The organism is Burkholderia sp. BE12, from assembly GCF_002959955.1.
Classification (GTDB): domain Bacteria; phylum Pseudomonadota; class Gammaproteobacteria; order Burkholderiales; family Burkholderiaceae; genus Burkholderia.
In genome coordinates this window covers 88,511-115,078 of sequence record NZ_PREY01000022.1, presented here as the reverse complement: position 1 = coordinate 115,078, position 26,568 = coordinate 88,511, and the positions used below count along the sequence as shown (strand labels likewise).

The 26,568-nt window shown below is 65.3% G+C and carries 21 protein-coding genes; 14 read left to right on the top strand and 7 right to left on the bottom strand.

From position 1 onward, the window contains the following. Positions 1–149: 149 nt before the first annotated feature. Together acuI and acuR are read right to left on the bottom strand one after the other, a co-directional pair. The gene (gene acuI, locus C4B30_RS23720) at positions 150–1,133 is read right to left on the bottom strand and encodes an acrylyl-CoA reductase (NADPH) (protein WP_105133093.1); all 984 of its coding nucleotides are present in this window, start codon (positions 1,131–1,133) and stop codon (positions 150–152) included. 45 nt (positions 1,134–1,178) lie between these two features. Further along, positions 1,179–1,817 carry an acrylate utilization transcriptional regulator AcuR gene (gene acuR / locus C4B30_RS23715; RefSeq protein WP_027781583.1) on the bottom strand — a complete coding sequence of 213 codons (639 nt, stop codon included), beginning with the start codon at positions 1,815–1,817 and terminating at the stop codon, positions 1,179–1,181. A 547-nt stretch (positions 1,818–2,364) separates the two neighbouring features. Between acuR and C4B30_RS23705 the strand changes: the two genes are divergently transcribed. Beyond that, the gene (locus C4B30_RS23705; protein WP_230469047.1) at positions 2,365–3,822 is read left to right on the top strand and encodes a sugar porter family MFS transporter; all 1,458 of its coding nucleotides are present in this window, start codon (positions 2,365–2,367) and stop codon (positions 3,820–3,822) included. After that, positions 3,819–4,895: a LacI family DNA-binding transcriptional regulator gene (locus tag C4B30_RS23700; protein ID WP_027781581.1), complete on the top strand. Its 1,077-nt coding sequence runs from the start codon at positions 3,819–3,821 to the stop codon at positions 4,893–4,895. Before C4B30_RS23705 ends, C4B30_RS23700 begins: the two co-directional genes overlap by 4 nt. A 120-nt stretch (positions 4,896–5,015) precedes the next feature. Here the strand turns inward: C4B30_RS23700 and iolB are convergent, their stop codons facing one another. The 4 genes from iolB to iolD all read right to left on the bottom strand — a co-directional run bounded on the left by iolB (position 5,016) and on the right by iolD (position 10,698). Beyond that, positions 5,016–5,813: a 5-deoxy-glucuronate isomerase gene (gene iolB, locus C4B30_RS23695; protein WP_027781580.1), complete on the bottom strand. Its 798-nt coding sequence runs from the start codon at positions 5,811–5,813 to the stop codon at positions 5,016–5,018. Beyond that, the gene (locus tag C4B30_RS23690) at positions 5,810–7,750 is read right to left on the bottom strand and encodes a bifunctional 5-dehydro-2-deoxygluconokinase/5-dehydro-2-deoxyphosphogluconate aldolase (protein WP_034185245.1); all 1,941 of its coding nucleotides are present in this window, start codon (positions 7,748–7,750) and stop codon (positions 5,810–5,812) included. Before C4B30_RS23690 ends, iolB begins: the two co-directional genes overlap by 4 nt. 64 nt (positions 7,751–7,814) lie before the next feature. Then, the gene (locus tag C4B30_RS23685; RefSeq protein WP_027781578.1) at positions 7,815–8,678 is read right to left on the bottom strand and encodes a sugar phosphate isomerase/epimerase family protein; all 864 of its coding nucleotides are present in this window, start codon (positions 8,676–8,678) and stop codon (positions 7,815–7,817) included. Positions 8,679–8,748: 70 nt separating this feature from the next. Continuing rightward, a complete protein-coding gene (iolD, locus tag C4B30_RS23680; RefSeq protein ID WP_027781577.1) occupies positions 8,749–10,698 on the bottom strand; it encodes a 3D-(3,5/4)-trihydroxycyclohexane-1,2-dione acylhydrolase (decyclizing) in 1,950 nt (649 codons plus the stop codon). 568 nt (positions 10,699–11,266) lie between these two features. On the opposite strand from iolD, the gene C4B30_RS23675 reads away from it, so the two are divergent. The 10 genes from C4B30_RS23675 to C4B30_RS23630 all read left to right on the top strand — a co-directional run bounded on the left by C4B30_RS23675 (position 11,267) and on the right by C4B30_RS23630 (position 23,348). Then, positions 11,267–12,286: a Gfo/Idh/MocA family protein gene (locus C4B30_RS23675; protein ID WP_027781576.1), complete on the top strand. Its 1,020-nt coding sequence runs from the start codon at positions 11,267–11,269 to the stop codon at positions 12,284–12,286. A 43-nt stretch (positions 12,287–12,329) separates the two neighbouring features. Beyond that, positions 12,330–13,310 (top strand): sugar phosphate isomerase/epimerase family protein, encoded by a 981-nt coding sequence (locus C4B30_RS23670; protein ID WP_230469046.1) that lies wholly within the window; start codon positions 12,330–12,332, stop codon positions 13,308–13,310. 174 nt (positions 13,311–13,484) lie between these two features. After that, positions 13,485–15,011 (top strand): sugar ABC transporter ATP-binding protein, encoded by a 1,527-nt coding sequence (locus tag C4B30_RS23665; protein WP_027781574.1) that lies wholly within the window; start codon positions 13,485–13,487, stop codon positions 15,009–15,011. Continuing rightward, positions 15,011–16,030 (top strand): ABC transporter permease, encoded by a 1,020-nt coding sequence (locus tag C4B30_RS23660; RefSeq protein WP_027781573.1) that lies wholly within the window; start codon positions 15,011–15,013, stop codon positions 16,028–16,030. The genes C4B30_RS23665 and C4B30_RS23660 overlap by 1 nt, the downstream gene beginning before the upstream one ends. A 111-nt stretch (positions 16,031–16,141) precedes the next feature. Then, positions 16,142–17,062 (top strand): sugar ABC transporter substrate-binding protein, encoded by a 921-nt coding sequence (locus C4B30_RS23655; RefSeq protein WP_027781572.1) that lies wholly within the window; start codon positions 16,142–16,144, stop codon positions 17,060–17,062. A 91-nt stretch (positions 17,063–17,153) separates the two neighbouring features. Beyond that, entirely contained in the window at positions 17,154–18,350 is a 1,197-nt protein-coding gene (locus C4B30_RS23650; protein WP_230469045.1) for a porin, read from the top strand. A gap of 134 nt (positions 18,351–18,484) precedes the next feature. Continuing rightward, positions 18,485–19,684 carry a Gfo/Idh/MocA family protein gene (locus C4B30_RS23645; RefSeq protein WP_027781570.1) on the top strand — a complete coding sequence of 400 codons (1,200 nt, stop codon included), beginning with the start codon at positions 18,485–18,487 and terminating at the stop codon, positions 19,682–19,684. 43 nt (positions 19,685–19,727) lie between these two features. Further along, positions 19,728–20,603: a MurR/RpiR family transcriptional regulator gene (locus tag C4B30_RS23640; RefSeq protein ID WP_051421305.1), complete on the top strand. Its 876-nt coding sequence runs from the start codon at positions 19,728–19,730 to the stop codon at positions 20,601–20,603. 169 nt (positions 20,604–20,772) lie between these two features. Beyond that, positions 20,773–21,963: a M20 aminoacylase family protein gene (locus C4B30_RS23635; RefSeq protein WP_027781569.1), complete on the top strand. Its 1,191-nt coding sequence runs from the start codon at positions 20,773–20,775 to the stop codon at positions 21,961–21,963. A 53-nt stretch (positions 21,964–22,016) separates the two neighbouring features. Next, positions 22,017–23,348, top strand: coding sequence for an MFS transporter (locus C4B30_RS23630; RefSeq protein WP_105133090.1), 1,332 nt, complete (start codon positions 22,017–22,019; stop codon positions 23,346–23,348). 45 nt (positions 23,349–23,393) lie between these two features. Here the strand turns inward: C4B30_RS23630 and C4B30_RS23625 are convergent, their stop codons facing one another. Next, positions 23,394–24,314 (bottom strand): LysR family transcriptional regulator, encoded by a 921-nt coding sequence (locus tag C4B30_RS23625; RefSeq protein WP_105133089.1) that lies wholly within the window; start codon positions 24,312–24,314, stop codon positions 23,394–23,396. A 136-nt stretch (positions 24,315–24,450) separates the two neighbouring features. Between C4B30_RS23625 and C4B30_RS23620 the strand changes: the two genes are divergently transcribed. Together C4B30_RS23620 and C4B30_RS23615 are read left to right on the top strand one after the other, a co-directional pair. Continuing rightward, positions 24,451–25,224 (top strand): transporter substrate-binding domain-containing protein, encoded by a 774-nt coding sequence (locus tag C4B30_RS23620; protein ID WP_105133088.1) that lies wholly within the window; start codon positions 24,451–24,453, stop codon positions 25,222–25,224. A 55-nt stretch (positions 25,225–25,279) separates the two neighbouring features. Continuing rightward, on the top strand, positions 25,280–26,395 hold the full coding sequence (locus C4B30_RS23615) for a succinylglutamate desuccinylase/aspartoacylase family protein (protein ID WP_027781565.1): 1,116 nt from the start codon (positions 25,280–25,282) through the stop codon (positions 26,393–26,395). The last annotated feature ends 173 nt before the right edge of the window (positions 26,396–26,568 follow it).

Here is a 26,568-nt window from a genome sequence, read left to right as displayed (position 1 = left end):
TCCTCCGGTTGCCGGGAAATGCATGCATTTTCCACCTGGGCACTTTGATGCCGTCGGCCCGTGAGGATCCACCCCTTCTTTCTGCTCTCACGGCTCCGGGTGGGACGCGTTCATTTCAATTCTCCTGGATAAAGTGGCACGAAGGGCGGTCAGGCATTGACGTCGACGACGATGCGGCCGCGCACCTTGCCGTCGATCAGTTCCGCGGCCAGCGGGATGGCGTCGGCGAGGCCGACCTGATGGCCGATGGCGCCCAGCTTCTCGACGTCGAGATCGGACGCGAGCCGGCGCCAGGCTTCCAGCCGTTCGGCGCGCGGGCACATCACGCTGTCGATCCCGACGAGCGTGACGCCGCGCAGGATGAACGGCGCGACCGTCGCGGGGAAATCCATACCCGCAGCGAGGCCGCAGGCCGTCACCACGCCGCGGTATCGCGTGGTCGCGCACACGTTGGCGAGGACGTGGCTGCCGGCCACGTCGACCGCGCCGGCCCATCGTTCCTTGCCGAGCGGCTTGCCGGGTGTGCTGAATGACGCGCGATCCAGAATGTCGGCCGCGCCGAGTTGCCGCAGGTAGTCGGCATCGGCCGGACGGCCCGTCACGGCGACGACCCGGTATCCGAGTTGCGCTAGGATCGCGGTGGCGACGCTGCCGACACCGCCTGCCGCGCCGGTCACGACGATCTCGCCGTCGTCCGGGCGCACGCCGTGCCGTTCCAGCGCCATCACGCACAGCATCGCGGTGTAGCCGGCCGTGCCGATCGCCATCGCCTGTTGCGGCGAAAACGCGGCGGGCAGCGGCACCAGCCAGTCGCCGTCGACCCGCGCCTTCTGCGCGAGGCCGCCCCAATGCGTTTCGCCGACGCCCCAGCCGTTCAGCACGACCTGGTCGCCGGGACGGTAATCCGCGTGCGTGCTCGCTTCGACTTCGCCGACCAGGTCGATGCCCGGCACCATCGGGAACCTGCGCACCACCGGGCTCTTGCCGGTGATCGCGAGCCCGTCCTTGTAGTTCAGCGTCGAATAGCCCACGCGGATCGTCACGTTGCCGGCGGGCAACTGCGCGTCGTCCAGCGTGTGCAGCCGCGCGTGCTGGCCGGTTTCGTCCTTGTCGATCACGATGCCCTGGAACATCCGTCCTCCTTTCTAGACCGATCGTCTAGTTAATGGCAAAAAAATTCAGCGGCGGGGTAATCCATTGAAGAAAAACCGAGCGAACAACGCCAGCGGCACGTCGCTGCGCTCCAGCTTCGCGCGCAGCACGGCGCCTTCCCAGCCGATCCAGAAAAACGCGGCCAGCTCGGCCGGTTCCGCCGAAGCGGCCAGTTCGCCGGCTTGCTGCGCGGCGGCCAGGCAATCGGCGAGGCGACGTTGCCAATCTTCGAACGTCGCGCGCAGCCGTGCGCGGAAGCTTTCGGGCAGCGCGCCCATTTCCTGTCCGAGATTGCCGATCAGGCAGCCGCGGCTGAACGCGTAGCGGGCCATGCCGTCCCGCGCGTCGTCGACGAACGCCTGCACGCGCTGCAGCGGCGCGTGCGCCGTATTGCCGAAATGGCGGTCCAGCTTGCGCGCGAAGAAATCGGCGTAGCGGTCGATCAGTTCGAGGCCGAACGCTTCCTTGCTGTCGAAGTAGTGATAGAAGGAGCCCTTCGGCACGCCGGCGCGCCCGAGGATCTCGTCGAGCCCGGTGGCCGAGAAGCCCTTTTCGGTGAGGATCTCGAGGCCGGTGCGCAACAGCATGTCACGCGTGGCGACGAGGTCCTCGTGCTGTTTCGGTGGCCTGCCGCGGCGGCGGGGCTGATCGGTTCGAACGTCCATGGGCGAATAATAGACCGTTCGTCTCAAAAATCAATGGGCGGAGCGTCATTTATGAAACCGCGTTCGGCGTGCAGCCACTAAAGGCGACGCAGGTGCGTACGGTGCGCCGATTGAAGGGGTGGCGGTGCCCTCCCCATTTCCGACCGGGTGCCATGAGCCATCACCATGCGATGTATTGCCAACGATCTTGCGATCCATACCCAGTCGAGCGGCGATGGCCGAAACACTCTGCTGATGCAGTTCCAGAGTCGTCATCACTTCCTCCAACTCGAATGGCCGCGACCCGAAGCTGGAACGCAGCGGTAGAACTGGGCAGGCAGTTCACGTCACGGCATCATTGACCAAAAATGGTCAACGGTCGCGTTGCACGTCCATGCCGCTTTGTCTACGGTTAAGTCTCCCTTGGCGTCCGGCACGATGACCGCCGTCGGCCCGGCGAATGACCGGTTCGACGTGGAGGCTCACGGGCTTGTGCTGCATTGGCGCTGCCCGAGCCGCGGCACAGGCAGCGATTGCAGCCGGGACGATGCGATGAAACATACAAATCATGGAGACACTGATGCAGGAAGTTTGTGAGACGCTCACGTCCGCCGAACCCGCTTCGTCCTCGGCGGCCCAGCCCGCTCAGGCGCGCCGGTCGATGCGGTTCATCGCGATGATCGCGACGCTCGGTGGCCTGCTGTTCGGTTATGACACCGGGGTCATTAATGGGGCGCTGGCATACATGACCCAGGATCTCGGGCTGACACCGCTCACCGAGGGGCTCGTCACCAGTTCGCTGCTGCTCGGCGCCGTGCTCGGCTCCGTGGCCTCGGGCCTGGTAGCGGACCGCTATGGGCGGCGGATGAGCATCATGCTCCTGGCGGTCCTGTTCCTCGGTGGCGCGTTGTCCAGTACCTTCGCCTCGACCGTCGACTTGCTCATTGCCTCGCGATTCGTGCTGGGCATCGCGGTCGGCGGGGCGTCGATCTGCGTGCCGACCTACCTGGCCGAATTGGCGCCCGCGCATCGCCGAGGACAGATCATCACGCAAAACGAGTTGATGATCGTGTCCGGGCAAATGATCGCGTTCATCGTCAATGCGGTGATCGGTAGCTTGTGGGGCAGCGAGCATGGCGTCTGGCGCTGGATGCTCGCCGTCGCGACGCTGCCGGCGGTCGGATTGTGGTTCGGCATGCTGGTGATGCCGGAAAGCCCGCGTTGGCTGGCGTCGAAGGGCAAGCTGCACGCGGCCTGGAAGGTGTTGCAACAGGTGCGCGACACGCAGGCCGCGCGGCACGAATTCGATTCGATTCGCCACGCGGAGCAGCGCGACACCCATCCGGTCCGTCGTAACGGACCGGGCTTGTCGGCGCCTTGGGTCCGGCATGTCTTTTGGGTTGGGATCGGGATTGCCATCGTCATGCAGGCGACCGGCGTCAATTCGATCATGTTCTACGGTACGCAGATCCTGACGAGTTCGGGCTTCGGACGGGAGACGGCGCTGATCGGCAACGTCGCGAACGGCGTGATTTCGGTCGCGGCGACCCTGGTCGGCATCCAGGTGCTCGGCAGGCTCGGGCGCCGGCCGATGTTCCTCATCGGGCTGAGCGGCACGACGCTGTCCTTGCTGACGATCGGTCTCTTTTCCCTGTTCTTGCCCGTTTCCTTTCTGCGCGCTGGCCTGATTCTGGCCGCCATGGCCTGCTTTCTGGGCTTCATGCAGGCGCTGATCGCGCCGGTGTGCTGGGTGCTGCTGGCCGAACTGTTTCCGCTGCATATCCGCGGCTTCGCGGTGGGTGTCGCCGGTTGCGTGCTGTGGATGGTCAATTTCGTGCTCGGCCTGAGCTTCCCGTCGCTGGTCGCCTACGCCGGCATTTCGAGCACCTTCTTCGTATTCTTTGCCATCGGCTTGATGTCGATTGCGTTCATCTGGCGCAACCTGCCCGAAACGCGGGGGCGCAGCCTCGAGGAGATCGAAGCGCATTTCCGCGGCTTGTACGGCGACACGGAGCAGGCACGATGAGCGAGGACTCGGTTGTGACACCAGCCGGCACGAGGCGCAAGCGCGACGCCCGGTTCGTCGAGATCGCGGCCGAGGCCGGCGTCAGCGAGGCCACGGTCAATCGGGTCCTCAACGAGCGGGGCAGCGTATCGGAATCGGCGCGCGAGCGGGTGATCGCGGCGGCACGCCGGCTAGGCGTGCGCCGCGTGCTACCGGATTGCCGGCACGGGCTGATTCATATCGACGTGCTCCTCTCTCACGGCGACACGCCGTTTTTTCGCCGCCTGAACGCGGCATTGCAGCGTTCGGCCCAGATACTCGATAAACGCATCGTTCTGCATCGGTTGATTCTTCCCGAATCGGATCGGGCGGTGGTCGATGCTATCGGCAATTGCCGCTACCGCAGGGCCGGCATGATCATCACGACGCGCGACACCGCGCCCGTGCGCGCGGCGTTGAGCGATGCGATCGCCGAGGGCGAAAAGGTGGTGACGCTGATGACCGACATCAGCGAGATTGCGCGTACCCACTTCGCGGGGATCGACAACGTTGGCGCCGGCCGCACCGCAGGCTACTTCATCGGGCGGCTCGCCAAGCGGGCCGGGCGCGTGCTCAAGCTTTGCGGAAGCCGCAGTTTCGGCGCGCATCGCGACCGGATCGCCGGTTTTCGCGCGGCGCTCGAGGGGGCCGAAACCGAGCTCGAGTATCAGGGCGTCGAAATCGAGACGCTCGACAATGCCGATGCGTGTTATCGCGCCGTATTGCCGGCGCTGAAGCAGGGGGACCTGGTCGGCATCTACAACAGCGGTTACGGTTCGGCGGGCATCGCCGCAGCGCTCAGGGAATTCGATGTGGCCGGCAAGGTGGTGTGGGTCGGTCACGAGATGCTGGACGAGCATCGTGTCTATATCGACGAAGGCACGATGGATATCGTGATCGACCAGAATCCCGACGCACAGGTGATTTCCGCGTTGCAGCACATGCTGTACGGTTGCGGGGTGCTCGAGGCCACGCCGCCGGGCGGCCCTGTCGAGTTCGGTGTGTTCTGCGCCGCGAATGTGCGGCGCAGCCCTTATCTTTCCCCACACGACTGAGCGGCCGCGACACGTGCGCACAGGGCGGCCCATGGCCGAACCGCATTGCCGACAGTCGTCTGCCGTTGTCCGCCACGCATGCCAGCCGGCCCGCAAGGGCCGGCGTCACATCCCGGGCGACTACTTCGTCAGCATCCATTCATGCGCCGGATCGTTGCGGAAGTGCCAGACCCGCTTCGGTCCCGCCATCACGTTCAGGTAGTAGCTGCGATAGCCATGCGGTGCGACCACCGGGTGATAGCCTTTCGGCACCATCACGACGTCGTGATTCTCGACCGCATAGGCTTCGTCGATATCGCGCGAATCGGTGTAGACACGCTGGAATGCGAACCCCTGCTCCGGGTCGAGCCGATGGTAATAGGTCTCTTCCAGCACGCTTTCGGCCGGGATTGCATCGACGTCATGCTTGTGCGGCGGATAGCTGGACGCGTGGCCGGCTGGCGTCACCACCTCGACCACCAGCAGTCCTTCGGCCGGTTCCGTTTGTGGAAGGATGTCGCAGACGTAGCGAGTATTGGTGCCGCTGCCGCGTACCGAACGCGCGATCGACGCGGGCTCGATCAGGCGGGCGTCGTATCGGCCGGTGGCGGGCGCCGTGCAGAGCGCGATTTCGGCCGCGTCGGCAGCGTCGATCGACACGTTGCGACCCGGCGGCACATAGGCCGCATGGGGCGAGCGGTCCTCGAACACGCTGCGTCGTCCGCCGATGTCGCGCCAGACCCGATCACCGGTCGTGAGCGTCACGGTGCCGGTCAGCACCACGATGCAGAGTTCATCGCCGCCGGTGTCGACCTCGAACCGCTCGCCAGCCGCGAGCCGTTTGGCGGCGAAACCGACGTGGCGCCAACCGGCGCTGGCCGGCGTGACCGTGACGATATCGCGCCCGCTTGCACGCCCCTTGATCAGCAGATTGCTCATGCTGCCTCCTGTTGTGGCCGAGCCTGACGCCAGACGCGAATCAGTGTCTCGAACGACACGCGCACGCGGCGTATCACCTCGCGGTCGTCGATCTCGCCGGCGAACCAGGCGCGACTCGGCTCGTAAAAGATTGAGCGGCCGACCGTGAAACCGCGGCAGGTCCGGCTGGCGGCAGCGTCGATGAAGCCTTGCACGAGCGTTTCGAGCGGTGCGTTCAAGCCGAGAAGCACGACGCCACGGCAATATGGATCGTGCGCTTCGATCAGCGCGTCGATGCGGCGCCAGGTTTCAGCCGGCATCGATTCGAGTTTCCACCAGTCGGGCTCGATGCCGAGATCGTAGAGGCGTTCCAGCGCGCGGACCACGACGTCCTGCGATGCGGGGCGATCCTTGGGCGGGATCACTTCCAGCAGCAGTTCGTGACCGCTGACCGATACCGCCTGCTGGAGCGCCTGCAACTGCGCTTCCTGTTCGAGCCGATGTTCAGGGGCATCGTCGGGGTGGTACTGAACGAGGCACTTCACGATATGCTCGCGCGGCCAGGACAGCAGCGCCGACCCGATCGACCGTCCGTGTTCGAAGCGCAGCGGGTTCGAACCCGGCAGTTCGACAGGGCGACCGATCCACCAGTTGCGGCCGGTGGCGGCATTGAGCGCATCCTGACCGAAGCGGTCGTCGATCAGCACGGCCATCTTGCCCTGGCCGCCGATTTGGGCCTCGGTCTCGGCGACGGCTTCGACAAAGAGCTGCTTGAGCGTGCCGATCTTCCGTTCGTCGGCGCCGGCTTGACGCGCCAGGTCGGCGAGCTGGTCGCGGTGGTCGAACGCAAAGCCGAGCACCTCGTCCCATGGCTTGCGGTTCGGGCTGACGCGATGCAGGCGGTTCAGCGCAGGGTCACGGTCGGGCCGGCCCATGCGGGCCGAATTCGCGAGGAAATAGTCGAGTTCGGCCGTCGTCGGCATGGCCGGTGCACAAGCGTGGCGCGAGACCACCAGCGCGCCGCAAGCATTGGCGTACGCGCAGCAGCGGGTTTCATCGGCGCCGGTCAGCCAGCCCTTGAGGAAGCCGGAGATGAAGGCGTCGCCGGCGCCGAGCACGTTCAGCACCTCGACTTGCACGCCGCCATGCAAGCGGCCGTCGTCGATGCTCGCCGGAATCCCCCCGTCGAGTATCGTGCAGCCGAGCGGGCCGCGCTTGACCACCAGAGTGGCGGGCGTGGCCTCGCGAACGACGCGCAGTGCAGCCATCAGATCGTCATGGCCGCCGGCGATGCGGAATTCCTCTTCGGTGCCGACGATCAGGTCGAACATCGGCAGGATGCCGCCCAGGTGGCGGCTGACGCTGCCATCCGCGATGAAGCGCGTCTCGCCGTCCGCCTTCCCGGTGAGGCCCCACAGCACGGGCCGGTAATCGATGTCGAGCACGGTGCGGACATCGTGACGTCGCGCGTAATCGAGCGCCTTCATGCTGGCGCGATGGACACGCTCGGTCGAGAAATGCGTACCGGTGATCAGCAGGGCGCGGCTCGACGCGATGAACGATTCGTCGATGTCCTGCTCGTCGATTGCCATGTCGGCGCAATTCTCGCGATAGAACACCAGCGGAAACGTGTCGCGATCCTTGAGGCCGAGCAGGACCAGCGCGGTCAGGCGCTCCGGGTCGATGCGGATCTGGCTGACGTCGCAGCCCTCCTGCTTGAGCGCGTCGAGGAGAAACCGGCCCATATGGTCGTTGCCGACCCGCGAGAGCATCGCCGATTTCAGCCCGAGCCGGGCCGTGCCGAAGGCAATGTTGGCGGACGACCCGCCAAGGTAGCGGGCGAAGCTGGTGACGTCCTCGAGGCGGGCGCCGACCTGCTGGCCGTAGAGATCGACGGCGAGCCGTCCCAGGCAGATCAGGTCGAACTGGCGTTCGGACGCGAGCGTCGGTGTATGCACGATGAGTTCCTGTCGTCTTGAGTCTGAGCGAATAAGCGAATGAGCGGATGAGCGGTGCCGGACGTCAGGCGAGGCCGAGGCCGCGCTTGACGGTATCCAGCATCATCCGGCTCGATTCGTCGGCCCGGTCTTCCCAGGCGAACACGGCCACGGTCGCGATGCCGTCGAAGCCGATCTCGCGAATCTTCGAGAAGAACGTGTCCCAGTCGATTTCGCCCTGGCCGATGTCGAGGTGCTGGTGCACGGTGGCTGTCACGCCGGGGGGATTCACGATGTAGCGCAGGTTCGAGGACGCGCGATGGTTGTAGGTGTCGGCGATGATCAGGTGCGTGAGCTTCGGCCTCGCATATTCGAGCATCGCGGCGATGTCGCCGACGCCGTCGTCGTAGAAATAGGTGTGCGGCACCGCGTAGAGATAGTTGAGCCAGGGTTTGTCGAGGCCACGGACGATATCGACGGATTCGTTGTTGCGCTCGCAGAAGTCGTACGGATGCGCCTGGATGTCGAGGCTGATGCCTTCGCGCTCGAACACGGGCATCAGTTCCTCCATCGAGCGCATGAACTGGTTCTCGCTGGCGAGCGCATGGTTCGACTGGCCGCTGAATTCCGTGTTCATCAGAGGGCATTCCATTTCGACTGCCACCTGGATCGCGCGTTTCCAGTTGCGCACAGCCGCCTCGCGCAGCGACTCGTCGGGGCTTGCCCAGTGATACAGCGGCAGCAGCGACGACAACTGCACGCCGGTGTCGCGCAGCGCGGCTTTGAATTCCTGAATGCGCGCCTTGTCGACGCGTGGATATTTGTAGAACGGCAGGAAGTCTTCGCGCGGCGACAGTTCGATATAGCTGTAGCCGAGTTCGGCGACTTTCTCGACCATCTTCGGCAGCGGCAGATGGCGGTACATGTAGGGATCAAGTGCGATACGCATGTCGGTTCCTCGTGAAAAGGGCGGAATGACGCGGCAGGGAGCGCGCCCCGCATCGGGTGGTTCGGTCGAATCAGTAGCGCCGGGCGGTGGCGAGTGCGGTCTTCATCCGTTCGGCGGCGCGCTCGACGCGCTCGCTGGTTGAAACTTCCGGCACGCCCACGTGCCACCACGAGCCGTACTTGTGCACCATCGTCTTGGGGAGGACCTTGATGTCGATGAGGGTGGACACGCGCTGCGTGCGGGCATCGGCGAGCGCGGCCTCCAGTTCGTCGACGTTGCGCACCGTGTAGGTCTTGCAGCCGTAGGCCGCCGCATTGGCGGCGAAATCGACGGGCACGAATGCACCGTCGAGCCGGCCGGTGTCGGCATTGCGGCGCCGGAATTCGGTGCCGAAGCTGCCCATACCGTGTTCCATCTGCAGGTTGTTGATGCAGCCGAAGGTCATGTTGTCGAACAGCAGGACGTTGATCTTGCGGCCTTCCTGGATCGACGTGACGAGTTCCGAGTGCAGCATCATGTATGACCCGTCGCCGACGAACGCGAACACGTCCTTCTCGGGTTGCGCGAGCTTGACGCCGAGTGCGGCGTTGACTTCGTAGCCCATGCAGGAATAGCCGTATTCGACGTGATAGCTGTCCTCACCCTTGGCCCGCCAGATGCGCTGCAGGTCCCCGGGCAGGCTGCCGGCGGCGGCCACCACCACGTCGCGTTCGGTCAGCTTGCGGTCGAGCACGCCGAGCACACGCGACTGGGTCAGCGACGAGCCGGTCATGCGCGCGAATTCGTCGAGCACCGCGCGATCGAGGTGATCGTCGATTTCAGGTACGAAATGCTCGGCGCCGTAAGTCACGGCAAACAGGCGTTCTTCTTCCGCACGCAGGCGGCCGATTGCCTGTGCGATCTCGTCGCGATAGCCGTGCCGGCCGTCGCGCGGGTAGCCGGCGCCGTCCAGCGCGGCGGCGAGCGCGCTCAGGCCGGTCTTTGCGTCGGCCTGGATCGACAAGCCGTCGAGTTTGCCGGCGTCGAAGCCGTTGAGGTTGAGGTTGACGAACCGCACCTCGGGATCCTGGAACAACCATTTCGATGCGGTCGTGAAATCGGTGTAGCGCGTGCCGACGCCGATCACGAGGTTCGCGCGGCGCGCGATCTCGTTGGCTGCCAGCGAGCCCGTTTCGCCGATGCCGCCGAGGTTGAGCGGATGATCCCAGGGCAGCGCGCCCTTGCCGGCCTGCGTATGCGCGACCGGAATGTCGAAGCGCTCGGCGAAGCGGCGCAGCTCGGCGGCGGCGCCGGCGTAGCGCACGCCGCCGCCGCAGATCAGCAGCGGGCGGGTGGCCGGCGCGATCAGGGCAGTGGCACGCGCAATCGATTCCGGCGCGGCGGGGCGACGGTCGATGTAGTGCACGCGCTCGGCGAGGAAGCTTTCCGGATAGTCGTAAGCCTGGGCCTGCACATCCTGCGGCAGCGCAAGGACCACCGCGCCGGTGTCGGCCGGATCGGTCAGCACGCGCATCGCGTTGAGGCAGGCGCTCATCAGTTGCTCGGGACGCACGATGCGATCCCAGTACTTGCTGACCGCACGGAATGCGTCGTTGGTGCTGATCGACAGGTCGTGCGTCTGCTCGATCTGCTGCAGCACCGGGTCCGGCTGCCGCCCGGCATGCACGTCGCCCGGCAGCAGCAGCAACGGAATGCGGTTGGCGCTGGCGGTCGCGGCGGCCGTCACCATGTTGGCCGCGCCTGGGCCGACCGACGAGGTACACGCATAGATCTGCCTGCGGCGCCGTTGCTTGGCGAAGCCGATCGCCGCGTGCGCCATGCCCTGTTCGTTGCGGCCCTGATGCACGACGAGCCGGCCGGGATCCTGCTCGAGCGCTTGGCCGAGGCCCAGTACGTTGCCGTGTCCGAAGATCGTGAAGATGCCCTTGACGAACTTGATGCGCTCGCCGTCGATCTCGACATACTGATTGTCAAGAAAGCGTACGAGTGCCTGCGCCATCGTTAGCCTGATATGACCCATGAATGATCCGTGCAGTGGAAAGGGATGAATGCAGGGAGGCAACGCGAGGCGATATCGGCGCGCCGCGCCGACGCCATCGCTTCGCCTGCGAGCGCAAATGCGCGGCGGGCAGGGACGTGTCTCCAGCATTGTTTTCGCGGCGCAAGCGTAGAACCAACCGGCTCGGCTCGTCGCGTCGGCTACGTCGCGTTCGTCAATAAATTACGAGGTCCGGCGCTTGCTCATCAACAGAAAGATTGACCATTTATGGTCATTGGGCAGGGGCTGTTCGATGCTCATGTCATGACCATTTATGGTCACGAATGTTGTTGCAGCGGCATCGTGCGTCTCTAAACTTCGATACCGAACAATCGAATGAGGTCTCGAGACTCACGGTCCAAAACGGCCGTGAGAGAACCGATCGAGCCGCCGGAGACATGAATCGACCGCATCCGCTTGCTGCGCAAGCGCCGCCGGCCCTGGCCATCGCTCCCGTACTCGTCTCGTTCGTTTGAACCTCTGCCGGTCGGGCATGACATGCACGCATTTCGACAAGCAGGTCAACTGAAAATATTTAGGAATTCGATATATGAGCAAGAAGCTTCGTATCGCGGTAGTCGGGGCCGGTCTGATGGGAGCCGATCATGTCGACCGCATCGCACGTCGCATCGTCGGCGCCGAAGTCTCGGCCGTGGTGGATATCGACGCAGCCCGTGCCCGTGCCGTCGCTGACAAGGCGCCGGGGGCCGTGGCGGTGGCGGGGATCGAGCAGGTTCTGGCGGATCGCCTGGCCGATGCGGTCGTTATTGCCACCCCCGGCTTCCTGCACGAAGCCACGCTGCTGCAGGTGCTGTCCGAGGGGCTGCCGATCCTGTGCGAGAAGCCGTTGACGCCCGACGCGCAATCGTCCTGGCGCGTCGTCGAAGCCGAGGTGAAGCTCGGGCGCAAGCTGATCCAGGTCGGCTTCATGCGCCGCTTCGACGCCGAATACCGGCAACTGCGCGAGCTGATCGCTACGCGACGGCTCGGCGATACGCTGATGCTGCATTTTTCGCATCGCAACGCCGCCACGCCGGCAAGCTTTACGAGCCAGATGCTGGTGAACGATTCCGTGGTGCACGAGTTCGACGGCATCCGCTTCCTGACCGGCGATGAAATCGCGTCGGTGCAGGTCCGGCTGGGCCGCCCGACGCGACATGCGCATCCGGGGCAGCACGATCCGCAGCAGGTCCTGATCGAAACGGTGAGCGGCGTGCTCGCCGATGTCGAGATCTTCGTCAACGCGCGCTTCGGCTATCAGGTGGCCACGCAGGCGGTGTTCGAGGACGGCATCGTCAACATCGGCAACGACGGCGGCCCGTACGTGCGCAGCGCCGGGCAGTGGGGCGGGTCGGTCACCCCGACCTTCGTCGAGCGATTCAGCGCTGCGTTCGATCTCGAGGTGCAGACGTGGGTCGATGCCGCGCGCAACGGCACGATCGACGGGCCTTCCGCCTGGGACGGCTATGCCACGGCGGCGTGCTGCGAAGCGGGCGTAGCGGCCCAACGCAGCGGCGAGAAAGTTGCCGTGACGCTGAACGAGAAACCGGCGCTTTACCGCGACGCCTGACGTCGCACGGATATGTTTCACCGAGGCGCGCCGGTACGTTTCGGTGCGCCGGACCTCACCACCAAGACAGTCGGATAACCCCATGAAACTTTCGTTCTGCACGGACAGCCTCGGCCACCTGCCGTATGAAGCGATGCTCGACACGCTGTGTGAAATGGACGTCTTCGGTGTGGAAATGACCTCGGGCGGATGGTCGTCCGCGCCGCATCTCCGCACCGACGAACTGCTGGCCGACGCGAGCAAGCGTCGCGCGTTGCTTGCCGCGTTGGAGAGCCGCGGCATGGAAATCGCCGCGCTGAACGTGTCGGGCAATCCGCTCGATCCGGGCGCGCTCGGCGTGAAGCACAAGGCCGACATGGAAAAGGCGATCCGCCTTGCTGGCGAACTCGGCGTCCGCAAGATCGTCGCGATGAGCGGCCTGCCGCCGGCCAGCCCCGAGGATCGCGTGCCGAACTGGATCACCTATACGGTGAGCTGGCCGGCGACGCTCAAGGGGTGCCTCGACTATCAGTGGAACGACGTGGCGATTCCGTACTGGAAATCGCTGGTTGCCCAGGCGCGCGAATCGGGCGTTGAGAAGTTTGCGTTGGAAAACTTCAGCGCGATGCTGGTCTGGAATCCGGAAACGCTGTTCCGGCTGCGCGACGCGGTCGGTCCGATGGTCGGCCTTAACCTCGATCCGAGCCACCTGATGTGGATGGGCGCCGATCCGATCGCTGCGGCCCGCGCCCTCGGCGACGCAATCCATCATGTACACGGCAAGGACGCGCGCCTCGAACGCGGCATGGTGGACGTCAACGGCCTGCTCGAAACGAAGCGGGTCGAGGATGTCGGCCGGCGCGCGTGGAATTACGTGGCGGTCGGTTGCGGCAAGGACCTCCAGTGGTGGAAGGAGTTCTTCTCGGTGGTGCGCATGACCGGCTACAACGACTGGGTTTCGCTCGAGATGGAAGACATGACGATGTCGGTTGAGGCCGGTATCGCCACGTCGATCGATGCACTGAAGCAGACCATCAGCCGCTAGCCAGTCTCGGCCCGGCAAGGCCCTGCGCACGCGACAGACCAAGAAACACAACGGAGACAGGCATGCGGGGCGCCACCGGCGCGCCGCGGCGGAACCGTCCATGCGCAGCGTCGCGCGGACGTCTCGCCGTCATGCCATCGGGCCGGCCTCGGCCGGCCCAGGAGGAGCAGCCACATGGCTAGCGAAGAACCGCAATACGTGCTCGAGATGCAGGACGTATCGAAGGCATTCCCAGGCGTGCTCGCGCTCGACCGAGTCAGCCTCAGGGTGCGTGGGGGCACCACGCACGTGCTGGTCGGCGAGAACGGCGCCGGCAAATCGACGCTGATGAAGATCCTGTCCGGCGAGCATCGCGTCGATTCGGGCGAGATCCGCTTCAAAGGCGCGCCGTATCGTCCCGCCGGTACGAAGGCGGCGCTCGAGACCGGCGTGGCGATGATCCACCAGGAACTGAGCCCCGTTCTCGACATGTCGATCGCCGAGAACATCTTTCTCGGTCGCGAGCCGACCTATGGGGCGTTCGGTGCACTGTCGCGCGGGATGATCGATTTCCGGCGCATGGAGCGCGATACGCAAGCGTTGCTCGATCGCCTCGGGCTCGAGTACACGCCACGCCAGAAGATGCGCGAACTCAGCGTGGCAGGCATGCAGCTGATCGAAATCGCGAAGGCGATTTCGCGTCGGGCATCTGTCGTCATCATGGACGAACCGACCTCGGCGATCAGCGACACCGAGGTCGGCATGCTGTTCGAGCAGATTCGAGACCTGAAGTCGCGCGGTGTCGCGATCATCTACATCAGCCACAAGATGGACGAGATCTTCCGGATCGCGGACGACATCACGATCATTCGAGACGGCCGCTACGTGGAGTCGGGCCACGCCAGCGACTACGACGAGAGCCGCCTCATCGCGGCGATGGTCGGCCGGCCGATCTCGAGCATCTTCCCGAAGCTCGACGCGCCGATCGGCGAAACCGTGTTCGAGTTGCGCAACGCGACGCGCCATGGCGTGTTCTCGAACATCGGTTTCAGCGTGCGGCGCGGCGAGATCGTCGGGCTGGCCGGGTTAATTGGTGCGGGGCGGACGGAAGTGGTGCGCGCGATATTCGGGCTTGATGCGCTGGACGACGGCGAGATTGTTCTCGAGGGTATGCCGTTGCGGATCAAAGGCACAGGCAGCGATGTCGCGATCCGCAACGGGATCGCGATGGTATCCGAGGATCGCAAGGGCGAAGGGCTCGTGCTGTGCCGCTCGGTGATGGAAAACATCTCGCTCGCGAACCTGAAGGGTTTCTCTCGGTGCGGCTTTCTCGACGTGCGCCGCGAGCGCGCCGAGGCCACGCGGATGCGTGAGATGCTGAAGATCAAGACCGCGGACCTGCTGACCGTTACCGGCAATCTCAGTGGCGGCAACCAGCAGAAGATCGCTATCGCGAAATGGCTACTGCGCGACCTGAAGGTGCTGATCCTCGATGAACCGACGCGCGGCATCGACGTCGGCGCGAAATCCGAAATTCACCGTCTGATGTCGCAGTTCGCGCAGCAGGGGCTGGCCATCATCATGATCTCGTCCGAACTGCCGGAGATTCTCGGCATGAGCGACCGTGTGATCGTGATGCGCGAGGGCAGGGTGGCCGGCGAGCTGAGCCGGGGTGAGGCCTCGCAGGAACGAATCATGAAACTGGCAACCGGAGGTCAATGATGTTGGACAGCATGCAGGAAAATTCGATGCAGCCGCGCGCCGGCATCATGGCCTGGCTGAAGGGCGCGAGCCCGGCCGAGATTTACCGCAAATACGGCACGATGCTGATCTTCATCGGCATCGTGGTGCTCGCTTCGCTGGTCAGCGATGCGTTCCTGACCGTTCCGAACCTGACCAACGTGTTGCGGCAAGTGGTGGTCGTCAGCCTGCTCGCATGCGGTGTGACCTTCATCATCATTCTCGGGCAGATCGACGTGTCGCTGGGCGCGGTCGTGGCCCTGACAGGCACGATCGCGGCGAGCGTGATGTCGCTTACCGGCAGCATCGCACTGGCGATAGCGGCCGGGCTGGCGATGGGAGTGGTGGTCGGCTTCGTCAACGGCTTCATCGTCACGACGTTCGGCATTCCATCGTTCATTACCACACTCGCGATGACGACAGTGGCGCGCGGCGGCATCCTGCTCTATACCGGCGGCGCGCCCGTCAGCGACCTGGGCGATTTCACCGTTATCGGCCAAGACTCGGTCGGACCGGTGCCGATCTCGGTACTGATCCTGATCGCCGTGCTCGCGGTGTCGTGGGTGCTGCTGAATCGCACGCGCTTTGGCCGTTATGTCTATGCAACCGGCGGCAACACGCGCGCCGCGCTGGCCTCCGGTATCAATACGCGACGCGTCACGACGATGGCTTTCGTCTACAGCGGCGTGCTGACCGCGATCGCCGGCATCGTGCTGATGTCGAGGATCAACTCGGGCCAACCGGCTGGCGGCGTTGGCTACGAGTTCGATGCGATCACGGCTGTGGTGGTGGGCGGCACCAGCCTGATGGGCGGGACCGGCACGATCATGGGTTCGATGATCGGATCGCTGATCATCGGCGTGATCAACAACATCCTCAACCTTCTGAACGTCAGCTCCTACTGGCAGCAGATCGCCAAGGGGCTGATCATCGCGGCCGCCGTGATTCTGGACGTCAAGACCAAGAACGGTCGCGGCAAGCGCGTACGGCGTCCGGCCTGAGATCGGAACCGGACGAGCCGGATCTCCGGCAAGCAGTGAAGCAGCAAGCGAAGCATTTGCAGAAAAGTCGATGTTCAACCTGCAGCAGGTCAGACAACAACGGAGGAGCGTATGAAGGTTTGGAAACAAGTAGCGGTGGCGGTATTCGGGTTGGTGGTGCTGGCGGCATCGGCCAACGCAGCCGACAAGAAATTCGTGATCGGTTACACGAATCTTGCCGACACCGATGTGTTCACGATGAGCCGGAAGACGGCCTTTGCAGATGCGGTCAGGGCGGACCCGAACGTGAGCGTGGTCTACACCGATGCGAACGGCGACGTGAGCCGCCAGCTCGACCAGATCGACAACTTCATCGCGCAGAAGGTCAACGTGATCATGATCGTGCCGGTTGACTATCGCGGCATCGTTCCCGGGGTCGAGCGTGCCAACAAGGCCGGCATCCCGGTGATCGCGCTGGGCATCCAGTCCGCTGGCGGCAAGTACACGTTCGTCGGTTCGAAAAACTACGATGCTGGACGTCTGCAGGCCGAGTACTTTGATTCGGTCCTGCCGAAGAACGCGCAGATCCTCTACCTGCAGGGCACCCCCGGCCTTTACCACTCAAAGGAGCGCCTGGCCGGTTTCGTGCAGACGCTGGCCAAGCGCCCCGACGTCAAGATCCTGTCGAACCTTCCGGCCGACTATGATCGCGCACAGGGCATGAAAGTTACCGAAGACTGGGTGCAGCGGTATCCGAAGTTCGATGCAATCGTCGCCGCCAACGACCAGATGGCGCTTGGCGCGCTGGAAGCGCTGAAGACGGCAGGGCGGCTCAAGGGTGTGGCGATCTCCGGCGTCGACGGCACCACGGACGCGATGCGGGCGATCAAGGCGGGCGAGATGTCCCAGACCATCTTCCAGAACGCGAAGGGCCAGGCACAGGCCGCATACCTGGTTGTCGAAACGCTCAAGAGCGGCAAGCCGGCCCCCGCCGAAGTGATCGTACCGTTCGAATCCGTCACCCGTAACAACGTGGGGAATTACCTCAAGTAGGCAGGTCGGCCGGCGTATGACCAATATGCGTCGGCGTATGAATAAAGACGAGAAAAACATAAATAACTTAGGTATGCAAAGGAGATTGTCGATGGATGCGAAAATGCTCAGATTCATCGCTGGTACGGCGCTGTGCGGCGTCACGGCGTTCGCGCATGCGCAGAGCAGCGTCACGTTGTACGGGATCGTGGATAACGGCCTGCAATATGAAACAGGCCTGCCGGGTGGCAAGCGGCTGTCGGCCGAGTCCGGCGGCTGGGGCGAGTCGCGCTTCGGCATGCTCGGCAACGAGAACCTTGGGGGAGGCCTGCAGGCCACGTTCCGCCTGGAGGCGCGTCTGAACACGCTGAACGGCTCCGTGGCGAACGGTTCGTTCTTCGAGGGGCAGGCGACCGTCGGGTTGCGACACGACGCGTACGGCGCGATCCGCCTCGGCAATTTCGGTGCGAGCGAGTTACTGCAGGATACCGGCACACTCGACCCGCAGCAGACCAAGAAATATTCGTTCGGCACGCTGGTGCGCGGCCGCATGTTCCCGCAGGCGTCGAACGGCATCGAATATACGTCGCCCGATTTCGGCGGCTTCACGGTGAAAGGCCAGTACAACCTCGCCAATTCGACCAAATGGAATGCCGGTTCGCCGGGCACGGCGCCGAGCCAGTTGGGCACGGCCACCGGCCTGGGCAGCTCGCAGGGCCGCTCGGACGGCCTGAAATTGCAGTACAAGGCGTCCAGTCTCGAAGCGCAGCTGATCTACGACGAGATCCGTGACGGCAACGGCAAGTTCAGCAACGTCTATCTGGCATCGCGCTCGATCTTCGCCGGCGCGTCGTACGGAATCGGGCCGGTGACACTGTATGCCGGCTACGTTCACTTGAGCGCACCAGACGCATCGAATGCCGGATATTACGGAACGGGCACCCCGTCGGCGCAGCCCGCCGGCGTTTCCTTGCCGACCGCGGTCGATCAGGAATGGGTCGGCGCGCAATGGGCCGTGACGCCGGCAACCGCCATCATGGGCGCCGTCTATCACGCCAATGCCAATCACGGCAATGGCAATGGGACGCTGTACACGCTGTCCGGCATCTACTCGCTGTCGAAGCAGACGCGGCTTTATACCGAACTCGGGTATTTGCGAAACAGTTCGACGTCGAACCTTGGGCTGAACGGCGGGACCTACGGGGCCAATAACGTGAACGACTCGGTCAACGGCAGCGCATCGAACCTCAATCCCGGTTATGGGCGCAGCCAGTTCGGTGTGTTTGCGGGGATTGCCACGCAGTTCTGACGAACCGTCCGGTGCATGAACCTTCTTGCGTGCGCCGTGCGCGTCGGCCGAAACCGCACGCGGCGCGACGCACGCAAGAGATCCGGGCGATATCCTGCCGCCGCATGCCGGCGACCTTCCTGACGAGGAGCACCATGAAGCCGCTTAAAGTCGGTGTACTAGGCGTGGGCGACATCAGCGACGTCTATCTGCGCAATCTGGCGAAGTACCCGATTGTCGAGCTTGCCGCAGTGGCCGGGCGCGATCTGGAGAAAGCGCGCGCGAAGGCGGCGATGCACGGCGTACCGAAAGCGTATCCGGATGCTGCTTCGCTGGTTGACGATGTCGGGATCGATATCGTGTTGAACCTGACCACGCCCGACGTGCATGCGGAACTGACGCTGGCTGCGTTGCGCGCCGGCAAACACGTCTACAGCGAGAAGCCGCTCGCCATGACGTTTGCCGACGGAAAGGCACTGTATGAGGAAGCGCGACGGCGAGGCCTGGTGCTCGGCTGCGCACCCGATACGGTGTTGGGCGGGCGCCTGCAGACCTGCCGTCAACTGATCGACGAAGGCGTGATCGGAATCGTGCATAGCGCCACGGCGTTTGCGGTGAGCCGAGGCCCGGAGTGGTTCCACCCGAATCCCGCTTTCTTGTATCGACGCGGTGGCGGCCCCGTGCTCGATATCGGACCGTACTATCTGAGCGCGCTGGTGTCCTTGTTGGGGCCGGTACGGCAATGCTCCGCGGTCGCGGGCCGGGCGTCTTCGGAACGCGTCGTCGAAAGTGGGCCGCTTTTCGGCACGCGCATTCCGGTCGACGTACCGACACACGTTGCCGCCAACCTGGTATTCGTATCGGGCGCACTCGTCACCCTGATCGTAAGCTACGACGTATGGGATTCCGAGTTGCCGCGGATGGAACTCTACGGTACGGATGGCACCTTGTGCCTCAACGACATCGATCCGTGTGACGGGCCGAATCTGTTTGGTGGCGATCTGCTACTGCGCACGCGTGATGATTATCGATGGGGCGACCTTCCGCGCGGTGATGCCGCACTGCGTCCGTGGAGAAGAGTCCCGATCGAGCGACCGTTCACAGAGACCAGTCATCGCCAAAACAGCCGCGGCATCGGGCTCGTCGACATGGCCGCTTCGATTGCCGAGGGACGTCAACCTCGTGCCAGCGTCGACATGGCGCTGCATGTTCTCGAGGTCATGCACGGCATGATCGAATCGGCGGCCAACAACGTGATCTATCCGCTCGAGACCAGCATGGCGCGGCCGGAGCCGATGCCGCTGCAGTTCCACGATGGCATGAGCCTTGTACCGACGGAGCCGGCTCGCGCCTGACACGATGAGCGTCGATTACATATCCCGGGCCGGATCAGCGAGTATGCCGGACGAACCTTGCCGCAACGGCGCCGACCAACTGTTGTTGCGCATTCGCGCCGAGTACGACACGCTGAGCCCGCGGCTGAAGTCGATTGCGCACTTCGTCGATACCCACGCCGATCAGGTCGGCATCCTCGATATTCGCAGCATCGCCGACCAGTGTGGCGTGCACCCGTCGGCGGTCGTGCGCTTTGCCCAGCACTTCGGCTTGTCCGGCTATGCGGACCTGCGGCGGCGGTTACGTCAGCAGATCGTGCCACCGCTCCCGCTGCTGCGTGACACAAAGCCCGCGCACGCTGACGCAGTGGCCGATGGGTTGGACGGCCTGACAGAGGCGGTGCTGGCGTCCAGCCTGGCCGCGGTTGCGCGTCTGAGCGAATTGCTGGCATCCGAGGACTGGAGGCGCGCGTTGGTCATGCTGCGCGACGCCGCCACAATCTGGGTGATGGGAGTGCGTCAGGCATTTCCGCTTGCAGTTCATCTGGCGCAGGCCTTGCGCCAGACAGACAAGACGATTTGCCTGTTCACCGCGCTCGGCGGGATGGATCTCTGCCAGGCCGGCTCGGTAAGGCCGGGCGACGTTTTCGTGGCCGTCGAATTGCCGGCTTACGGCGACGAGACGGGCCGTGTCGCCAGACTCGCCAAGCGCAACGGCGCGCAACTCATCGTGATTACCGACAGCCGCGTGTCACCGCTGGCGCGCGACACCGACGCCTTGCTGCGCGTCGAGGACGGTGCCGTATTCGGGGTTCATTCGATTGCCGCTGCTTCGACGGTGGCGCAGCTTTTGATCGCGGTGCTCTGCTACCGCGAGCGGCGTGGCGACCACGACGGCCGCACCAGCCTTTGTCCGGCCGGACATGGCGAAGTTCGATAGGCTGACGGTCCGACGATTCAAGCGTAACCGCTGCCCGTATTAACCCTGATTAAAAAACCTTATCACGGTGAAAAATTCCGCATCTTATTGAGCGGATATCGGCTCGCTATAGTGGCTCGCTTTCCCGCACGCATCCCTGGCGTGCGCAGACAACGGCAGGAGCCCCTTGATGACCACCGCTACCCGATTCACCGAAATCGAGGATCTGATGCCCGCCGCCGGCGGGCTGCGCGAGATCCGTCACCACATCCATCACCATCCCGAACTCGCGTACGAAGAGCACGACACGGCCGCGCTCGTCGCGGACAAGCTCGAGCAATGGGGCTGGCAGGTGACGCGCGGCGTCGGCAAGACGGGCGTCGTCGGCACGCTGCGGGTGAGCGACGGCACCCGCAGCATCGGCATTCGCGCCGACATGGATGCGCTGCCGATCGTCGAGGCGACCGGCCTGCCGTATGCGAGCGGCACGCACGGCAAGATGCACGCGTGCGGCCACGACGGCCACACGACGATGCTGCTCGGCGCCGCGCAGCATCTCGCGAAGACCCGCAACTTCTCGGGCACCGTGCACCTGTATTTCCAGCCGGCGGAAGAGCACGGCGTCGACAGCGGCGCGAAGAAGATGATCGACGACGGCCTGTTCGAGCGCTTCCCGTGCGACGCCGTGTTCGGCATGCACAACCATCCGGGCGCGGCGCCGGGCGTCTTCCTCACGCGGCGCGGCCCGTTCATGTCGGCGGGCGACAAGGCGATCATCACGATCGAAGGCGTCGGCGGCCACGCGGCGCGGCCGCACCTGACGGTCGATCCGGTCGTTGTCGCGGCGAGCATCGTGATGGCGCTGCAGACGATCGTCGCGCGCAACGTCGACCCGTCGCAGCCGGCGGTGGTCACGGTCGGCTCGATGCACGCGGGCACCGCGAACAACGTGATTCCGAACGGCGCGCGCCTCGAACTCAGCGTGCGTTCGTTCAGCCCCGAAGTGCGCGCGCTGCTCAAGCGCCGCATCACCGAGCTGGCCGAAACGCAGGCCGCGAGCTATGGCGCGACCGCCAACGTCGAGTACATCGAAGGCTATCCGGTCGTCGTCAATACGGATACCGAAACGGATTTCGCCGCGCAGGTCGCGCGCGAACTCGTCGGCGATGCGCACGTGGTGGAGCAGACCGACCTGCTGATGGGCAGCGAGGATTTCGCGTTCATGCTGCAGCAGCGGCCCGGTTCGTTCGTGCGGCTCGGCAACGGCGAAGGCGAGGACGGCTGCATGGTGCACAACCCGAAATACGACTTCAACGACCGCAACCTGCCGATCGGCGCGGCGTTCTGGACGCGTCTCGTGGAGCGTTACCTGGGGCAGTGATCGCAGTGGCGCGCGGCCGGCGCTTCCGGCCGCATTGAGAGGAGACTGGAACGATGCAGAAAGACCATCTCGCGCTGCACCCCGCGTCGACGGGGGCCGCCGACACCAGCGCGCCCGGCGCGCCCGCGGTCACGCGGCGCGGCGCGATCGCCGCGGCCGTGATCGGCAACTGGCTGGAATTCTTCGATTTCACCGTATACGGCTTTTTCGCGGTGCTGATCGGCAAGCTGTTCTTCCCGTCGAGCGACCCGACCACGTCGCTGCTGCTGTCGGTCGCGACGTTCGCCGCCGGCTTCTTCACGCGGCCGCTCGGCAGCGTCGTGCTCGGCGTCTACGCGGACCGCAAGGGGCGCAAGGCCGCGCTGAACCTGACGATCATGCTGATGGCGCTCGGCACCGGCCTGATCGCGATCGCGCCGACCTATGCGCAGGTGGGCGTGGCCGCGCCGTTGCTCGTCGTGTTCGCGCGGTTGCTGCAGGGCTTCTCGCAAGGCGGCGAATTCGGCGCGGCGACGTCGACGCTGCTCGAACAGGGCGGCACGTCGCACCGCGCGTTCCGCGCGAGCTGGCAGCTCGCGACGCAGGGCGGCGCCGCGCTGATGGGCTCGGGGTTCGCGGCGCTGCTGTCGAACACGATGACGAAGGACGCGCTGGAAAGCTGGGGCTGGCGGCTGCCGTTTCTCGTCGGCGTGCTGATCGCGCCGGTCGGCATGTATCTGCGCCGGCGGCTCGCGGACGATGCGCCCGGCGACCGTCATCACGGCATCGAGCGCGGCGTGCTGCACGAGCTGTTCTCGAAGCACACGCGCACGGTGCTGCTGCTGATGCTCACGGTGATGGGCGGCACGGTGTCGACCTACATCCTGACCTTCTACATGCCGACCTACGCGATCCACTCGCTCGGCCTGCCGATGAAGCTGTCGATGTTCGTCGGCGTCGCGTCGGGCTGCGTGATGCTGATCACGTGCCCGCTGTTCGGCTGGCTGTCGGACCGGCTCGGCAGCCGGCGCCTGCCGATCTTCGTCGGCCGCGGCGTGCTGGTCGCGCTGCTGTTCCCGGCGTTCTGGCTGATGAACCATCATCCGACGCTGTCGGTGATCCTGCCGCTGACCGCGCTGATGCTGCTGTTCTATTCGCTCGGCTCCGCCTCGGAAATGGCGCTGATGTGCGAGTCGCTGCCGCGCCACGTGCGGGCGACGGGCATCTCGATCGCGTATGCGCTCGCGGTGACGATCTTCGGCGGCACCGCGCAGCTGATCGCGACCTGGCTCGTGAAGACGACCGGCAGCAAGCTCGCGCCGGCCGGCTACGTGGCCGCGTGCGTGGTGCTGTCGCTGATCGCGGTCGCGAAGCTGCGCGAGACGGCGCGGGAATCGCTGGACTGACGCGCAACGCGCAACACGCAACGTGGGCGGCGGCGCGCGTTGCGCTTACCGCCCGCGCACCACCCTCAGATACGACGCGAGCATCGTCGCGAGTTCCTGCGCGGCCGGCGTCAGCGGCACGGCCGCGCGTTGCAGCAGGCAGACGTCCTGCACTTCGGCCCGTTCGCGCACGGGCACCTTCGCGAGCGCGCCGGCGAACGGCCCGTGCCGCGTGATCGCTTCGGTTTCGAGCGCGAGGGAATCGGTCTGCGTGACGATCTGCAGCGTCTCGAACATCCCTTCGACGGTCGCGAGGATCTTCGGGGGCGGCTGGCCATGCGCGTGGAAGTACGCGAGCAGCCGGTTGACGACCGGGTCGGCGCTCAGGTTCGGCGAGCGCGTGGACACCCAGGCATGGTCGGCCAGCTCGGCGAGCGATCGCGCATGCATCGCCGGGTGTCCGTTGCGGCAGACGACCACCGGCGCCGACGTGCGCAGCGGCGTGACCGCGAGATCGGTCGTGTCGGTCTGCTTCGCGACCAGCGCGATCGCGAAATCGACCGCGCTTTCGCGCAGCCAGCCGATCATCATCCGCGACGTGCCGGTGCGCAGGTGCACGTCGACCTTGTCGAAGCGCGCGCGGAACGCGGTCAGCACGGGCGCGAACGCGTCGATCAGCGGCTCGGTCACGAGGCCGAGCGTGACGGTGCCTTCGCAGGCGCCGCTCAACTGACGGATTTCGCGCTCGACCTGCTCGCATTCGCCGAGGATCGAACCGGAACGCGCGAGCAGCCGCTGGCCGACGGCCGTCGGCACGATCCCGCGATTGGTGCGCGTGAACAGCGTCGCGCCGAGCGCTGCCTCGAGGCCCTGCAGTTGCTGCGTGACGCCGCTTTGCGCGAGATCGAGCGCGCGTGCGGCCGCGCGCAGGCTGCCGTGCTCGACGACAGCCTGGAAGATGCGGAGCTGGGACAGCGTGAACGTCATGGGAAGCTGCGACGCCGGTGATCGGAAATACCGATCATGATAAGTCAGCCGATGGTTCCGGCGGCAGCCCGCGGCCCCTACGATCGCAGGCAGTCCGGCTCATGCCGTTTGTCCCGCGTCCTGCCCATCGTCGATCATGAAACGTTTCCTCGTCCCGCTCGTTTCCCTGTGCATTGGCCTGGCGGCCCCATCCGCGTTCGCGCTCGATGCGCACGTGGTGCGGCTCGGCATCGACCCGACCTATCCGCCGATGGACGCGAAAGCGCCCGACGGCAGCCTGAAGGGCTTCGACGTCGATCTCGGCAACGAGATCTGCCGCCGCGCGCAATTGCGCTGCCAGTGGGTCGAGCTCGAATTCGCCGGGATGATCCCCGCGCTGCAGGCGCGCAAGATCGACGCGATCCTGTCGTCGATGGCGATCACCGCGAACCGCGAGAAGCAGATCCTGTTCTCGTCGAAGCTGTTCCGCTTCAAGTCGCGGCTCGTCGCGCGGCCCGGCAGCGGGCTCGACGGCACGGCGGCGTCGCTGGCCGGCAAGCGCGTCGGCGTGCAGTCGGGCACGCAGTTCGAATCGTGGGCGCTCGCGCACTGGGCGCCCGCCGGGGTCGGCGTGGTGCCGTACAAGAGCCAGGACGACGTGTTCGCCGATCTCGTGAACGGCCGCCTCGACGCGGCGCTGCTCGGCACCGTGGAAGCCGACTACGGGTTCCTGCGCCAGCCGCGCGGCAAGGGCTTCGCATTCGTCGGCGCGCCGCTCGACATGGGCGATCGCGGCGTCGGCATCGGCATGCGGCAGTCGGATACCGCGCTGAAGGCGTCGATCGACGGCGCGATCGCGGCGATGCTGAAGGACGGCACGTACGACCGGATCGCGAAGCAGTACTTCGATTTCAACCCGTACGGCGATTGAGCGCCGTGCCGACCCGTTCTTCCGATTTCCGGTTTTCATCCGTTCGAGACCATCGATGCAGATTCGCACCACGCCGCTCCTGTCGCCGTCGATCGGCACGCAGCGCACGCTGACGAGCTTTCATTTCGGGCCTGCCGACAGCGGCCGCAAGATCTACCTGCAGGCCGCGCTGCACGCGGACGAGACGCCCGCGATGCTCGCGGCGGTCGTGCTGAAGCAGCGCCTCGCGCAGCTCGACGCCGCAGGCCGGCTCGCGGCCGACATCGTGCTCGTGCCGGTGTCGAACCCGGTCGGCCTCAATCATCATCTGCTCGGGCAGTTCATCGGCCGTTTCGATCTCGCAAGCGGCCGCAACTTCAATCGCGGCTTCCTGCCGCTCGCGGAGATCGCCGCGCGTGCGCGCGACCGGCTGGGCGACGACGGTGTGCGCAATCGCGCGATCGTGCGCGAATGCGTCGGCGCGGCGCTCGACGACATCGCGCCGCGCACCGAATTCGATTCACTGCAGCTCGCGCTGCTGAAGCTGTCGCACGACGCCGATGTCGTGATCGACCTGCATTGTTCTCTCGAAGCGGTGATGCACGTGTACACGAGCGATACCGCATGGCCGGAGGTCGAGCCGCTCGCGCGCTATCTCGGTGCGGAGGTGTCGCTGCTCGCCGAGGATTCGGGCGGCCATGCGTTCGACGATGCACATCACCTGCTGTGGTCGCGGTTGCGCGCGCTTTTGCCGGACGGCACGCCGATGGCGGCCGGCACCGTGGCCGTGACGGTCGAGTGCCGCGGCCAGCGCGACGTGACGTACGACTATGCGCAACGCGATGCCGACGCGCTCGTCGACTATCTCGTGTGGTGCGGCGCGGTGCGCGGCGAACGTGCGCCGCTGCCGCCGCTGGCCGCGCCGGCCACGCCGCTTGCGGGCAGCGAGCAGTTTTACGCGCCGGTGAGCGGGATCCTCGTGCACCGTGCGGCGATCGGCGCGACGATCCGTGCGGGCGATCCGCTGTTCGACATCGTCGATCCGCTGACGGATGCGGTCACGACGATCTCGAGCGCGACCGATGGCGTGTTCTATATGCGGCGCGCGATCCGTTTCGTGACGGCCGGCGCGCCGCTCGGCCGCGTGACGGGCACGGTGCCGGTGCGAAAGGGGATGCTGCTGGGCGCGTGAGCGGCGCCGGGCGCGCATGGTGTACGAGATGCGCCGTGCAATTTCGTTCTCGTCAAATTGACCGGGCGTTGCCGCACCTCTAAATTGGGTAATGCGGAGCGCGCTCCGTGTTCCGTGAGAAGGACGTTGCAAATAGAGTCAGAGAGTTGAGCGGGCGGCGCATGCCGCCCGTC